The sequence below is a fragment of the Pedobacter xixiisoli genome, assembly GCF_900215335.1.
GTDB classification, from domain to species: domain Bacteria; phylum Bacteroidota; class Bacteroidia; order Sphingobacteriales; family Sphingobacteriaceae; genus Pedobacter; species Pedobacter xixiisoli.
The window spans coordinates 88,361-103,299 of the sequence record NZ_OCMT01000005.1; the positions used below are offsets into that span (position 1 = coordinate 88,361).

The 14,939-nt window shown below is 37.8% G+C and carries 8 protein-coding genes; all 8 read left to right on the forward strand.

Going from position 1 to position 14,939, the window contains the following annotated elements:
• Position 1: 1 nt before the first annotated feature.
• The 8 genes from gatA (at position 2) to CRO54_RS20045 (ending at position 14,811) form a co-directional block, all read left to right on the forward strand.
• Complete coding sequence (gene gatA / locus CRO54_RS20010; protein WP_097133888.1) at positions 2–1,453, forward strand: Asp-tRNA(Asn)/Glu-tRNA(Gln) amidotransferase subunit GatA; 1,452 nt, start codon at positions 2–4, stop codon at positions 1,451–1,453.
• A gap of 62 nt (positions 1,454–1,515) precedes the next feature.
• Positions 1,516–2,916 (forward strand): LysM peptidoglycan-binding domain-containing protein, encoded by a 1,401-nt coding sequence (locus tag CRO54_RS20015; RefSeq protein ID WP_097133889.1) that lies wholly within the window; start codon positions 1,516–1,518, stop codon positions 2,914–2,916.
• A gap of 13 nt (positions 2,917–2,929) precedes the next feature.
• Positions 2,930–3,331, forward strand: coding sequence for a hypothetical protein (locus CRO54_RS20020; RefSeq protein ID WP_138765876.1), 402 nt, complete (start codon positions 2,930–2,932; stop codon positions 3,329–3,331).
• A gap of 406 nt (positions 3,332–3,737) precedes the next feature.
• Positions 3,738–6,047 (forward strand): NADP-dependent malic enzyme, encoded by a 2,310-nt coding sequence (locus CRO54_RS20025; protein WP_097133891.1) that lies wholly within the window; start codon positions 3,738–3,740, stop codon positions 6,045–6,047.
• 92 nt (positions 6,048–6,139) lie between these two features.
• The gene (gene ruvA, locus CRO54_RS20030; protein WP_097133892.1) at positions 6,140–6,724 is read left to right on the forward strand and encodes a Holliday junction branch migration protein RuvA; all 585 of its coding nucleotides are present in this window, start codon (positions 6,140–6,142) and stop codon (positions 6,722–6,724) included.
• A 10-nt stretch (positions 6,725–6,734) separates the two neighbouring features.
• Entirely contained in the window at positions 6,735–13,907 is a 7,173-nt protein-coding gene (gene sov / locus CRO54_RS20035; protein ID WP_097133893.1) for a T9SS outer membrane translocon Sov/SprA, read from the forward strand.
• A 111-nt stretch (positions 13,908–14,018) separates the two neighbouring features.
• Positions 14,019–14,399, forward strand: coding sequence for a glycine cleavage system protein GcvH (gcvH, locus tag CRO54_RS20040; protein WP_097133894.1), 381 nt, complete (start codon positions 14,019–14,021; stop codon positions 14,397–14,399).
• 1 nt (position 14,400) lies between these two features.
• On the forward strand, positions 14,401–14,811 hold the full coding sequence (locus CRO54_RS20045; protein ID WP_097133895.1) for a VanZ family protein: 411 nt from the start codon (positions 14,401–14,403) through the stop codon (positions 14,809–14,811).
• Positions 14,812–14,939: the final 128 nt, after the last annotated feature.

The window sequence follows — 14,939 nt, forward strand, 5'->3', positions numbered from 1 at the left end:
TTTGAAGAAATACAGCTCTTTAACAGAGATACAGGGAGAACTTGCGCAAAAGCAGCTAACTTTAAAAGAACTTATTGCATACTATTTCGACCAAATAGAAAAGCATCAACACCTCAATGCATTCAATGAGGTGTTTTTTAATTCTGCGAAGAAACAAGCTGAAGAAATACAAGCTAAACTTGAAAAAGGTTCGGCAGGTAAATTAGCGGGTATGGTTATCGGTATTAAAGATAACATCTGCTACGAAGGCCATGTGGTTAGTGCTTCTTCTAAAATGCTAGAGAATTTTGTTTCTCCGTATTCTTCAACTGTAGTTAAAAGGTTGTTAACGGAAGATGCCATTATTATTGGTCGTTTAAATTGCGATGAGTTTGCAATGGGCGGTTCCAATGAGACTTCGTACTTCGGAACAGTTAAAAACGCTGCCGATGAAGAGCGTGTTGCTGGTGGCTCTTCTGGCGGTTCGGCAGTTGCAGTACAGGCCGATATGTGTTTGGCTGCACTTGGTACCGATACCGGTGGTTCTGTTCGTCAACCAGCTGCTTTTTGTGGTAATATTGGTTTTAAACCAACTTACGGACGCATTTCTCGTTACGGTGTCATTGCTTATGCCTCTTCATTCGACCAAGTAGGAACACTTACTTCATCAGTTTCTGATGCCGCTTTGTTGTTAGAAGTTTTAGCAGGTGCTGATGAAAACGACAGTACCGTTTCTTCGTTGCCAGTTCCTAAATATTCAGAAGTATTATCTTCCACAGCAAAAAAGAAAATTGCCGTTTTAAAAGAAACGATAGAAAGCGATGCATTGGATGTAGAAACCAAAGAAGCGATTCTTGCAGCTATCGAAAAATTTAAAGAAGATGGACACGAGGTTAGTTATGTGTCTTTCGATTTGTTGGCATACTTGGTGCCTACTTACTATATTCTAACTACAGCAGAAGCTTCTTCTAATTTATCGCGTTACGATGGTGTACATTACGGTTATCGTAATACGCAGGCACAAAGCTTAAACCAATTATACAAAAGCTCAAGGGCAGAAGGTTTTGGAGAAGAAGTTAAGCGTCGTATCATGCTAGGTGCTTTTGTTTTAAGTGCTGGATATTACGATGCGTATTATCAAAAGGCTCAAAAAGTACGTCGTTTAATTAGAGAAAAAATTGAGGTGCTATTGCAATCTCACGATGTGCTGGTTAGTCCAGTTGCGCCTACGCCGGCGTTTAAAATTGGCGAAAATGTACAAGATCCTTTGGTGATGTATATGGCAGATATTTACACGGTATTGGCATCCTTAGCAGGAATTCCGGCGGTTGCATTGCCTTTGGGTAATAATAAAGCAGGTTTGCCGTTAAGTATCCAGTTAATGACCAAGCATTTTAATGAGCAAGCTTTGCTCTCGTTATCACATAGTTTTTTAGAGAAGGCGAATTCATCGCATAAAAATAATAACACATAGACACATAGAAAATACAAGTTTAGGTAAGTTATCTATGTTTCTGTGTGGTTAAAAAACGGCTTATGAGAAAATTGATACTTACTATTTTGAGTTTTGTAGTTATTTTAAGCGCTCAAGCTCAAATTCCTGTTAAAGTAATACAAAGCGATACCATTTTAAAAAGGTTAACCACCGCTCTACCCTCAGATACTGTTGCAATGCCCGTAATAGAACAGCCCTTGCTTTTCGGGCAAAGTTTGTTGTATAAATTACGGTTAGATTCCATCAAACAAACCGTTCCATTAGATTATAACGAATACGTACAAAGCTATATTGATATTTATACTAAACGTAAAAGTATGTATGGCGATATGCTGGGGCTATCTTCGTATTACTTCCCAATTTTCGAGAAAGCGCTAAAGAGCTATAACATTCCCACCGAAATTAAGTACTTAGCGATTGTAGAATCTTCTTTAAATCCACATGCGGTTTCTAGGGTTGGCGCTACGGGTATCTGGCAGTTTATGTTTGGCACCGCAAAAGCCTACGGTTTAAATATGGATAACTTTGTTGATGAACGCAAAGACCCTATACAAGCAAGCTATGCGGCGGCGGCATATTTTAGAGATGCTTATGAAGAGCTTGGCGACTGGTTGTTGGCCATTGCGGCTTACAATTGTGGCAAAGGAAATGTAAATAGGGCAATTGATAAAGCTGGTTCTCGTGATTTTTGGGAAATCAGAAAGTTTTTGCCTAAAGAGACCAGTAATTATGTACCTGCATTTATTGCTGCGGTTTACGTGATGAAGTATGCCAAAAACCATCAAATTACTATCAAACCAAACAACTTTGCTTTTAAAACGGACACAGTTTTGGTTAAAAATTTTGTGGCTTTAAATGATGTTGCACTTGCGATAAATCATAAAGAAGAAACTTTATTAGCATTAAACCCTAGTTATAAGAAAAAGATAGTGAATGGAACAGATTTGCTACCCAAACGCATCGTTATTCCCAAACCAGAATTGCAGTTTTACGAACCACTTTTTGAGGTTTTAAATAATGATGTAGAAATGGATAAGCAGATTTTCTTGGCGTCTACCGATGATGTAAGGGATTTAAGGAAAAAGATGCTGCCAAAAAAACAAGCTGCTTCAAAAATTTTATTGCATAAGGTTTTGCCTGGTCAAAGCCTAAATGCTATTGCCAATAAATACGGAGTAGAAGTGCAAGATTTAAAAGTTTGGAATGAACTCAAAGTTTCTACTATCGTTCCTGGACAAAGGTTGAAGGTATATAGAGACACTGTTGTCGCTAAGTTTACACCGAAAGCTAAAGTTAGCTTTGCAAATTACAAAGTAAAGCAAGGCGATACTTTATCTAGCATCGCTGAAAAATTTGACGGCATTACCGTAGCAAGTTTAAAAGCCGCTAACGGTTTAAAGTCTGCTAAAATTACTGAGGGAATGGTGTTGAAAGTGATGTAAGCTCAATGATGTTATGAGAGCCATTATCATATCCAAGAAAATATTTGCAATTAAATTGGTAATTTGCTTATTATCTTGTGACACCCCAAGACTTTATATGCTAAATAACTCGCTGAATGATAAATTAACATGCGATGGAAATAATTTTGAACTTTTCTTTTCAAAATCACTTGTAAATACGAGCGAAGCAATAACGATAAAAAACCTTGGAGACGATAACTTGAAAGTAACCAAATTAGAGTTGAATGGAAAAGCATTGGAATTTGAAATTAATAAGCAGGATAATGTAGCTCGTATTGGGGTGCATAGTCAGAGATTTGCAGAAAAGGACAAAATACATCTTGTTTTTTCAATAAATCAATGCCGATACGACAAGACCTATGCCATAGGACGAGTAGTAAAAGTTTCGAAATAATGCATGCGCTTATTCTATTTGTTAGACTAATTTATCAGTACACGCCACGTGAGTGTGGTAGCGGCGAAGAAAATTTATAGTAGCATGTTAGATTTCTCCTCGTACCTCGTCGAAATGACGTGCATGTGGGAATGCTTTAGCTCTCTAAACCCTATTGAGGCGGCAGCCCACAGCGAGCTTCAGCGAGCGAGGACTACAGCCGAAAGAGGGGCTTCCCATAAATAGTAGCTAGCATTAGCTTTTCTTAAAATTAGACAATCGCATTAAATTTATCGGTCCTTTCGCTTATTTACAGAGACTATTTTAAATGCCGCTACAATTGGTTACCCTTCAGCGTTGATTCACAAAAAACAAGCTGTATCCTCAAAAAAGATTGTAACTTTGACGGCTATAAATTCATTAAAAGATGAGCAAGATTAACAGAAAACAAGATGCTTTAGATTATCACTCGCAGGGAAGACCTGGGAAAATCCAAGTAATACCAACTAAACCATACTCTTCGCAAAGAGATTTAACGTTGGCTTACTCACCAGGTGTGGCAGAGCCTTGTTTAAAAATTGCAGAGAACAAAGAAGACGTATATAAATACACCGCGAAAGGAAACTTGGTAGCCGTAATTAGTAACGGTACTGCAGTTTTAGGATTAGGGGATATTGGCGCAGAAGCTGGTAAACCGGTAATGGAAGGTAAAGGCCTTTTATTTAAGATTTTTGCTGATATCGATGTTTTTGACCTTGAGTTAGACACTAAAAATGTAGACGATTTTGTGAAAATCGTAAAAGCATTGGAGCCAACTTTTGGTGGTGTAAACTTAGAAGATATCAAAGCCCCAGAATGTTTCGAAATTGAGCGTAGACTTAAAGAAGAAATGAACATTCCGGTAATGCATGATGACCAACATGGTACGGCAATTATCTCTGCGGCAGCATTAATTAATGCTTGTGAGCTACAGAAAAAGAAACTAGATAAAATCAAGATTGTTGTAAATGGAGCGGGTGCTGCGGCTATTTCATGTTCGAGACTTTACGAAGCTATTGGTGCTAAGAAAGAGAACATCGTGATGTGTGACAGAAGCGGTGTAATTCGTGCTGACCGTGAAAAATTAGATCCAATTAAGGCAGAATTTGCTACCACTCGCGACTTACATACCTTAGAAGAAGCAATGAAAGAGTCTGATGTTTTCATCGGTCTTTCATCTGCAGATTGCGTTTCGGTAGATATGCTAAAATCGATGGCGAAAAACCCTATCGTAATGGCAATGGCTAACCCTAACCCAGAAATTGCTTACGATTTAGCTATCAATTCTCGTAAGGATATCATTATGGCAACTGGACGTTCTGATTATCCTAACCAGGTGAACAATGTGTTGGGTTTCCCTTACATTTTTAGAGGAGCTTTAGACGTAAGAGCTACGGCAATTAACGAAGAGATGAAAATTGCTGCGGTTCGTGCTATTGCAGAGCTGACTAAAAAGCCTGTTCCGGAAGCGGTAAACATGGCTTATAATGCTAAAAATATCAAATTCGGTAAAGATTATATCATTCCAAAACCAATGGATTTCCGTTTGATGACCAACGTTTCTATGGCGGTGGCAAAAGCGGCAATTGAAAGTGGTGTGGCTCGTAAAGTTATTACCGACTGGGATGCTTATGCAGAAGAATTAAGAAAACGTTTGGGTACAGATGATGCGATTATGCGTGCCATCACCAACAAGGCAAAATCAGATCCTAAGCGTGTGGTTTTCGCAGAGGCGGATAACTATAAGATCTTAAAAGCTGCCCAAATTGTTAAGGATGACAATATCGCTATTCCAATTTTATTGGGTAACAAAGAGAAAATCCAAGCAATTATTGAAGAAAGTGCACTAGAATTAGAAGGTGTTCAAATTATCGACCCTGCATTAGAGCCAGAAAGAACTCAGAAGTATGCAAAGTCGTTATACGAAAAAAGACAAAGAAGAGGCGTTACTTCATTAGCTGAAGCGGCGAAAATGATGCGTGACAGGAACTACTTCGGTTCTTCGATGGTAGAGTTTGGCGAAGCTGATGCCATGATTTCTGGTTTGACTAAAAACTACGCCACTACGATTAAGCCTGCTTTACAGGTAATTGGTACAGAAGAAGGTGTGAAACGTGTGGCTGGTATGTACATGATGATGACCGAAAAAGGTCCAGTTTTCTTTGGTGATACCACAGTAAATGTTGACCCAACTGCAGAAGAATTGGTGGATTTGACCTTGCTATTGGAGAAATCGGTAAGAAGATTCAACATTACACCTCGTATTGCTATGCTTTCTTACTCTAATTTTGGTTCTAACGACGGTGTGGTTCCAGAAAAAACTAGAAAAGCGGTTAAAATTCTTCACGAAAAATATCCTGAAGTTATTGTTGATGGAGAGATGCAAGGAAACTTTGCGATTAACAATGCGATGTTACAAGATAATTTCCCTTTCAGTAGGTTAGCAGATGCACCGGCAAATACGTTGGTTTTTCCTAATCTAGAGTCTGGAAACATTGCTTACAAACTTTTACAAGAGCTTGGTGGTGCAGAAGCAGTAGGTCCAATTTTGTTAGGACTTAAAAAGCCAGTTCACATTGTACAATTGGGTAGCTCGGTAAGAGAGATTGTGAACATGGTGACCATTGCAGTGCTTGATGTACAAGCAAAAGAAGAAGAAGCTGAACCAAAAAAGAAAGGTTTATTCAAAAAGAAATAGTTTAACACTTTTACGTGTTGAATTTCTGAGTCTAAGAAAGTTAAAAAGCTAATTGTTTACTACCTTTAGCTTTTTAATTTTAACTTAGAACTATGTACGCATATATTGATGGTAAGCTCACGTTTAAATGTCCAACCTTTATTGTTGTCGAAGCAGGCGGTGTTGGTTATCACATCAATATATCTTTAAACACTTACGCTGCCCTAGGTAGCGCAGAGCGATGTAAAATTTATACTTGGTTGCATGTAAAAGAAGATGCACACACGTTATATGGTTTTGCAGATGAAGGCGAACGAAAGTTGTTTCTTCATTTAATTTCAGTTTCGGGCATTGGCCCAACCACCTGCAGAATGATGCTCTCGTCTATCACTCCAGCAGAAATACAACAAGCTATTGTTAATGCCGATGTGGCATTGATACAAAAAATAAAAGGAATAGGTGCCAAATCTGCACAACGTATTGTGCTAGAGCTACAAGATAAATTGAAAAAGGAGGGTATAGAGTCATTAATTTCTATGCCGATCCACAATACAATTAAAGATGAAGCGTTATCAGCTTTGATCATGCTTGGCTTTGGTAAACAAGTGGCAGATAAAGCATTAGAAAATGTGATTAAAAGAGCTGATAGTGAGTTAACTGTCGAGCAAATGATCAAACAAGCTTTGAAGAATTTATAAATAAACCAGATTGACAAACAAACTTACCTATTTTGTTTTATTGGTAGGCCTATGCGTGGGCCAAAAATCGTTCTCACAGGTAAATAGTGCAGGATCTAGAATAGACTCTGCAAAAAACACATTTAACCTAAAAGAAAAACAATGGATGGGCTTACGTAACTATAGCAATCCATTTTTTAAACTTCCCGAAAATATTAAACGGGAAGTAGAGTACGACGCCAACAACAACCGTTACATCATTACAGAACGTATTGGTGACAAACTTTATACGCCTCCGCAATACCTAACGGTAGAGCAATATCTGCGCTTGGTTAATAGTGATATTAAGCGTGAAAACTGGCGTTTATTCTCTAATCAAGAGATAGATGATATCCGTAAAACTGGAATTATTCCGGAGGTAAAAATCAATAGCCGTGTTTTTGAAAAGATTTTTGGTGGAACTACCATTGATATTCAACCAAGCGGAGAGGCAGAGCTTACCTTCTTGGGACGTATTAACAAAAACGAAAATCCGCTTTTTAACGAACGTCAAAGAGTTCAGAGTAATTTCGATTTCACGCAACGTATCCAAATGGATGTGGTAGGTAACATCGGTACCAAGATGAAAATCAAAATGAACTACAATACCGAAGCGCAGTTCGATTTTGAAAACCAGATTAAATTAGACTACACTGGCGGACCAGATGATATCATTAGAAAGATTGAAGCGGGTAACGTAAGTTTGCCATTAAATACTTCTTTAATTACGGGTACGCAGGCTTTATTCGGTATTAAAACACAACTGCAGTTCGGTAAATTAGGTTTAACTACTGTTTTCACGCAGCAAAAATCTCAATCTAAACAAATAGAAATAAGCAATGGTGCGCAGCAGAGCGACTACCGTGTTAGTGGTAGCGAGTACGAAGCCAACAAGCATTATTTCTTAGCGCAATACTTTAGAGACCAGTATAATAAAGCCCAACGAACAGCACCAGTAATTCGTTCTGGTGTAAATATCACGAAGATAGAGGTTTGGGTAACTAATAAGACAGGAAATACCACGGATTCTAGAGATGTGGTAGGTTTTATGGATTTAGGGGAATACGCACCTTACAATAGTAATTTTGTGCGTACCAGACCAGTAGACAGTTTACCTTCGGCATTTGATAATCCAAATTTTCCTAGCTGGTCTAACGATTTATTAAGTAAAATACCAGCTAATGCTAGATTATCTACTGATCCGGCTTTAGCAAATTTCTTTGCGAGCTCAGGCGCTACAGATAACTATGCTAAAATTACTTATGCTCGTAAACTCACCGATAGGGAATTTACCCTACATCCGCAGTTGGGTTATGTCTCTTTAAATATACAGCTAAACACAGATGAATTATTGGCAGTAGCTTATCGTTATACTGAGAAAGGTACAGAGTATCAGGTGGGAGAGTTTTCAACTGATGTGCCTTTTAATCAAGCTGCGCCTAATGTATTATTTGCTAAGTTGTTAAAAAATGAAACGACTAAGCCTAATTTGCCAATTTGGAATTTGATGATGAAGAACATCTATAACATAGGTGGGTATCAAATCAGTAATCAAAATTTTAGATTAGATGTACTTAGAGTCGATGAAACTGCAGGTGTAGAGCGTGCGGTAATAACCGAAGGAGCTAATACACTCAATAGAATTTGGCTTCAAGCATTGGGCTTGGACCGTTTAAATCCTCAAAAAGAACCAAAACCAGATGGAGTTTTTGATTTTGAGGCACAAAGTAGTCCATTTGCTTCTTCACAAAGCAACATCGGTACCACAAACAACCCAACTTTTGGAACGGGTACTTCGGCAACATCTTTAACCAATACCGTTAGTGGCTATATTACTATAGATCCACAAAATGGACGTATTATTTTTCCAGTAATAGAGCCATTTGGTAAAGATTTAGCGGCTCAATTTCAACCAGGTGAAACAAACTTAATCGATAAATATACTTACCCTCAATTATATAGCGACACAAAAGTTGATGCGCAACAGTTATTTCCTGGTAAAGATAGGTATATCATCAAAGGTCATTATCAGTCAGAGATATCCTCAGAGTTTAGCTTAAATGCAATCAACGTACCAGAAGGTTCGGTAAAAGTATTTATGGGAAGCATTCCTTTAATGGAAGGAAATGACTATACGGTTGATTACATGAGTGGGCGTGTGAAGATTTTGAATACCGCATTACTAAGTTCTGGACAGTCTATCCGTATTTCTACTGAAAACAATGAACTCTTTGGTCTGCAGCAGCGCTCTTTATTTGGTGTTCGTGGAGATTATCGGGTAAACAATAAATTAAATATCGGAGGTACGTTTATGAACCTCACCGAACGTCCAATTACACCGAAAGTTAATTTCGGAGAAGAGCCAATATCCAACTCTATTTGGGGAATGGATGTGAACTATACTTCTTCGTCTAGATTTTTAACTAAGATGGTGGATAAGTTGCCATTTATATCCACTAAGGAAAAATCTAATATTACCTTTTATGGTGAGTTTGCGCAGTTAATTCCAGGTCATCCTTCGGCATTAAATATGGGAGGTAGTAGAGGTGGCTCTAGTTATATCGATGATTTTGAGGCTTCACGTTCTGTAATAGATTTGAAAAGTGCTATTGCTTGGCAAATTTCTGGAACACCACAAATGTTTCCAGAATATCAGTTTAGTGATGACTTAGCTTATGGTTACAACCGTGCTAAAGTAGCTTTTTATAATATTGACCCTATTTTTTACGGTAGAGGTGGACAGGGACAGTTGCCAAGTAATTTGACTAATAATAAAAATGAACTTTCTAATCACTATGTGAGAGAGGTTTTGGAGACAGAAGTGTTTCCATTTAAGCAAATTAGTACAGGACAGGCAATCACCTTACAAACGTTAGACTTGGCTTATTACCCAACGTTAAGAGGTCCGTACAATTTTACACCTACTGGCTTCAACCCAGATGGAACGCTACAAAATCCAAGAAGTAGATGGGGTGGTTTAATGCGCAGGGTAGATGTGAATGATTTTGAAGCTCAAAATATCGAGTACATTGAGATGTGGTTGTTAGATCCTTTCATGTACAAGCCAGGCTCACAAGGTGGGGATTTATACTTTAATATTGGAAATATCTCAGAAGATATTTTAAAGGATGGTCGTAAATCTATTGAAAATGGAATGCCTGGTAATGGTGATCCATCAAAATATGAAGAAAAGACTTGGGGGAGAGTGGCTAGATTGCAGCCTGTAATTCAGTCTTTCGATAATGACCCAAATGCAAGGAGAACGCAAGATGTTGGTTTAGATGGACTTTCTAGTGCCGATGAGCGCACTTATCAATTTTTTGCACCCAATATAGCTCAAATTAAGGCAATACTAAATCCGAGTGCAGCAGCAGCTTTTGACAATGACCCTGCATCAGATGATTACTCGTATTTTAGAGGTAGTGATTTGGATCAGGCTAATGCCGGTATCTTGAAGCGTTACATGAATTTTAACGGATTGGAGGGCAATTCAAAAACTTCGCAACAATCTCAACAAGAGCTGGGATTAGAAAATTCTGCCTCTACTTCTTTGCCAGACGGAGAAGACATTAACCGTGATAATAACATGACCCAGTCTGATGAGTATTTTCAGTACAAAATATCTATGCGTCCTGGAGATTTAGAAGTGGGACGTGGTTTTGTAACGGATAAGGTGGTTTCGGCGGTTAAGTTAGCCAATGGACAAACGCAAAATGCTACTTGGTATCAAATCAGGGTTCCTTTAGCTCAACACGATGGATCGCCTAGAGGAGGCATCCAAGATTTTAAATCTATTCGTTTTGTAAGAATGTTTATGACGGACTTTGCAGATACTACGGTATTGAGGTTCGCAAAAATACAGTTTGTAAGAGGCGAGTGGAGACAATATAATGCTAAAAACGAGAGCAACAAAGTTATCGCCGACCTTGATTTAGGATTGGCGCCGCCGGCGGATAATTCGGTGTTGGAATTGGGAACTGTAAATATTGAAGAAAATGGTAGGAGAGTTCCTATTCCTTACGTAGTACCTCCAGGTATTGAAAGAGAACGTGATTTTAGTAATTATAGAGGAGATACCCGCCAAAATGAGCAATCGCTTTCCTTAATTGTTAAAGGCTTAAAAGATGGTTATGGAAGGGCGGCCTTTAAAACTGCCATTAACGATTTTAGGTCATATAAAAAGTTAGAAATGTATGTCCATTTAGAGGCATTAGAAAATCTTCCTTTAGAGAATAATGAACTAAATGCCTTTTTAAGGATTGGAACAGATAATAACGATAACTATTACGAATATAACCAACCTCTAAGAGTAACCAACGTGGGTACAAGCGACCCTTATGCAATTTGGCCAGAAGAGAACAAGATGGTGATAGAACTAGAGTTGTTCCAAAAAGCAAAAATTGCCCGTAACAATGCCCGTAGAGGTGCTGGGCCATGGCCTATTAATGAACCTTTTAGATATAGCGATGGCGTAAACACCATCATTGTAAAAGGTCAGCCTGATATGAGTAAGGTTAGGGTTTACATGTTGGGTTTAAAAAATCCATTAAAAGGCGCATTAGGCTCGCCAGCAAATGATGATGGTGCCGAAAAATCTGCACAAGCATGGTTTAACGAGTTACGTCTAACTGAGTTTGACGAACGTGGAGGTTGGGCAGCAACTGGAAGGGTGAGCATGAAATTGGCTGATTTTGCAGATGTAAATGTTTCAGGAACCAAATCAACCATAGGTTTTGGATCTATTGATAGTAAAGTAAGTGAACGTAGCAGAGCTGATAATGTGGCTTTCGATATTTCTTCGAACATGGAACTAGGTAAGTTTTTACCTCAAAAAAGTGGTGTTAAAATTCCAATGTTTGTAAGTTACTCTAAGCAAGTTGCTACACCTCAATTTGACCCACGTACTCCAGATATCGAGCTGTCAAAAGCTTTGGATAATTCTACAAAAGCACAAAGAGACTCTATCCTTAATTTTGCGCAAGATTATACCACTCGTAGTAGCTTAGCTTTTACAAATGTGCGTAAAGACCGCGTAAAAGAAGATGCAAAAGTGAGGCTTTGGGATATTGAAAACTTTAATGTTTCTTATGCGCAAAGTAAGTTATCGCACCGCGATTTTATTAACGAGGTAACTATACAAAATACTTACAAAGCTTCCTTAGCTTATAATTATAGCTATAATTCGAAAAGCTATCAGCCATTTGAAAAGATAATTAAGTCGAATACTTTGAAGCTATTGAAAGATTTCAATTTTTCTTTGTTACCTAATTCCATCAACTTTAGAATAGACTTTGATCGTTTTTATGCGGAGAATACATTGAGGAATAATGACCCTCAGAATGCGATTCCAATTAATACTACATTCAATAAGAATTTTCAGGTAACCAGAGTTTATGGCATTGCATGGGATTTGACCAAGTCGTTAAGCTTAGATTTTGATGCTACCAACTACTCTATTATTGACGAACCTGAAGGGAAAATAGAAGGAATCAAAAGAGAGATTTTATGGAATAACTTGAAAAGCTTGGGACGTACAACTGATTATAACCACAGTCTTAATGTGAGGTATAATTGGCCAATCGGTAAAATACCTGGAATGGATTGGGTAACCTTAGCCACTACTTACGGTACTACCTTTACTTGGCAAACAGAGCCGTTGGCAACCTTACAAAGCTCAGAAATTGATCTAGGAAATACCATCCAAAACTCTAAAACAGTTCAGATAAATCCTACCTTAAACATGGCCTCGTTGTACAACAAGTTTGGATTTGTAAGAAGAAAACTTAATAATAGAGATACTACTTTTAAATTTTCTAATTTCGCAGTTGGTTTGTTAACGAGTATCAAGAATATCAATGTAGCGTTTACACAAACTAAAGGTACTTTCTTGCCAGGGTATTTGCCTAAAACCAAGTTTTTTGGTATAGATGGACTTACAGGTGCGCCAGGTCTTGGTTTCGTGTTCGGTAGTCAACGAGATATTAGGTTAATGGCAGTTAATAACGGCTGGATTACTGTAGACGAAGAACAGATGCAGTTGTATGTAAATACACTTAGAGAAGACTTCCAGCTAACCAGTACGATAGAGCCAATTAAGGATTTGAAGGTAACCTTAACTGCTAATAAAAACCGTACGTTAAATTACTCTACAAACTTTAAGTACGATACACCTACTGGAGGATTTACTAATTTAAGCCCTAACACAACAGGAGATTACAGTATTTCTACCATCACTTTTGGTACAGCGTTTAGAGACAAAAGCGGTAGCACTTTATCAAGCGTTTTTACTGAGTTTATGAGCAATAGAGCGGTAATTTCTCGTCGTTTGGGAGCATTAAATCCTAACTCTGGTGGAGTTGTTGGTGGTTATGCTGCAGGGTATGATAAAAGCTCACAAGATGTTGCAGTATTGGCATTCCTTGCAGCTTATACTGGTAAAGATGCTAATTCATCGAGCCTAAACAGTATGCCTAAAATACCTTTGCCAAACTGGCGTTTAACCTATTCTGGATTAACCAAATATCCTTTTATTGCTGATCGTTTTTCAGAATTGAGTGTTAGACATGGTTATCGTTCTACTTATAGCATTAACGGATTTAACAGTTTGTTGAAATATGAAGAAAGAAATGGTGCTGCGTATAGTAAAGATGTAAACGGGAATTTCTTGCCATTGTATCAATTTGGTCAAGTGAGTATCGCCGAGCAGTTTGCACCATTGATTGGTGTAGATACTCGCTTGAAAAATAACATGACGCTTAACTTCGAAATCAATAAGACGAGATTGCTTGGTTTAAGTTTAGCCAATAGTCAACTGGCTCACCTTTCTGAAAACAATGTGGTGTTTGGTTTGGGTTATCGAACTACAAAATTCAGGTTCCCTTTTGGTTTGTTTAAGCAAATGAAAATGGATAATAATATGGACTTTAAGTTAGATGTATCGGTTAGAGATAATAAAACGGTAATCTACAGAGCAGACATTACTGAAGCAGAGGTTTCTTCTGGCGCTAAAAACATCACTTTGCGACCTAGTGTAGATTATGTGCTTAACCAACGCTTTAATGTGCGTTTGTTCTACGATTCAAATATCACTAAACCATATACGTCGCAGTCATTTAATACGTCGTTCAGTAACTTCGGATTCAGCTTAAGAGCAACGTTAAACTAATTTTAATACGGGCGAAAAATAATTCGCCCGTACAAAATTTTCCGCCCCAACAAAAATCATTAACTTTGACTTTGCAATTCATCAACAACAAAAAAACTTAATTATATAAAAATGAATTTTCCATCAGAATTGAAGTACACAAAAGATCACGAATGGGTATCGGTATCAGGTAATGAGGCCACTATCGGTATTACTGATTTTGCACAAAGAGAACTAGGAGATATTGTTTATATCGACATCAACACTGTAGGTTCTGAAGTTGCTGCTGAAGAAGTGTTTGGTACTGTAGAAGCGGTAAAAACAGTTTCAGATCTTTTCATGCCCGTTGCAGGTACTGTAAGCGAATTTAATTCGGCTTTAAACGATAACCCAGAATTGGTAAACTCTGATCCTTATGGAGAAGGATGGATGGTTAAAGTTACTTTAGCTAACGCTGCAGACGTAGATGCGCTATTAAGTGCAGACGATTACAAAGCTTTAATAGGCGCATAATATGGCCCAGTTCAAAGCACTAAAATACCAAGGTTGGGCCATATTATGGACGATAATTACTTTAGTGCTTTGCAATATAGATTTATCCAGTGCTAGCGAAAGTAGTGCTGGATTTTTCTTTAATGGCTTTGATAAACTTGCTCATTTAGGTTTTTTCTACGTACTTACTATTTTACTTTTTTACGGAAAAATCAAATATCAACACAATTATAGTTTTCGCTCTCTTACGATCTTTAAGGTCATCATGATTTCGGTAGTTGTTGGCGGAGGTATAGAACTTTTGCAATGGAAGGTGTTTACCTATCGTTCTGCAGAGTGGTGGGATTTCGCTTGCGACATGATTGGATGTTTAATGGCAGTATTTAGTTATATCCTTTTACACTTATCAAACTACAATGAAACTAAGGTTTAATTTAATATTGATTTTTTTTCTTCTTTTTATGCTGCAATCTTGTAGCATATTTAAACCTAGCTGCAAATGCCCCAAAGTCTCTTATTCTAGCTATAAGAGCAGATAATCACGTTTTCAATCTCAAAATT

Bases quoted from the DNA above. Each gene is read 5' to 3' on its own strand.
- CRO54_RS20015 (WP_097133889.1), top strand. From the start codon at position 1,516: ATGAGAAAATTGATACTTACTATTTTGAGTTTTGTAGTTATTTTAAGC.
- CRO54_RS20020 (WP_138765876.1), top strand. From the start codon at position 2,930: ATGAGAGCCATTATCATATCCAAGAAAATATTTGCAATTAAATTGGTA.
- CRO54_RS20025 (WP_097133891.1), top strand. From the start codon at position 3,738: ATGAGCAAGATTAACAGAAAACAAGATGCTTTAGATTATCACTCGCAG.
- ruvA (WP_097133892.1), top strand. From the start codon at position 6,140: ATGTACGCATATATTGATGGTAAGCTCACGTTTAAATGTCCAACCTTT.
- gcvH (WP_097133894.1), top strand. From the start codon at position 14,019: ATGAATTTTCCATCAGAATTGAAGTACACAAAAGATCACGAATGGGTA.
- CRO54_RS20045 (WP_097133895.1), top strand. From the start codon at position 14,401: ATGGCCCAGTTCAAAGCACTAAAATACCAAGGTTGGGCCATATTATGG.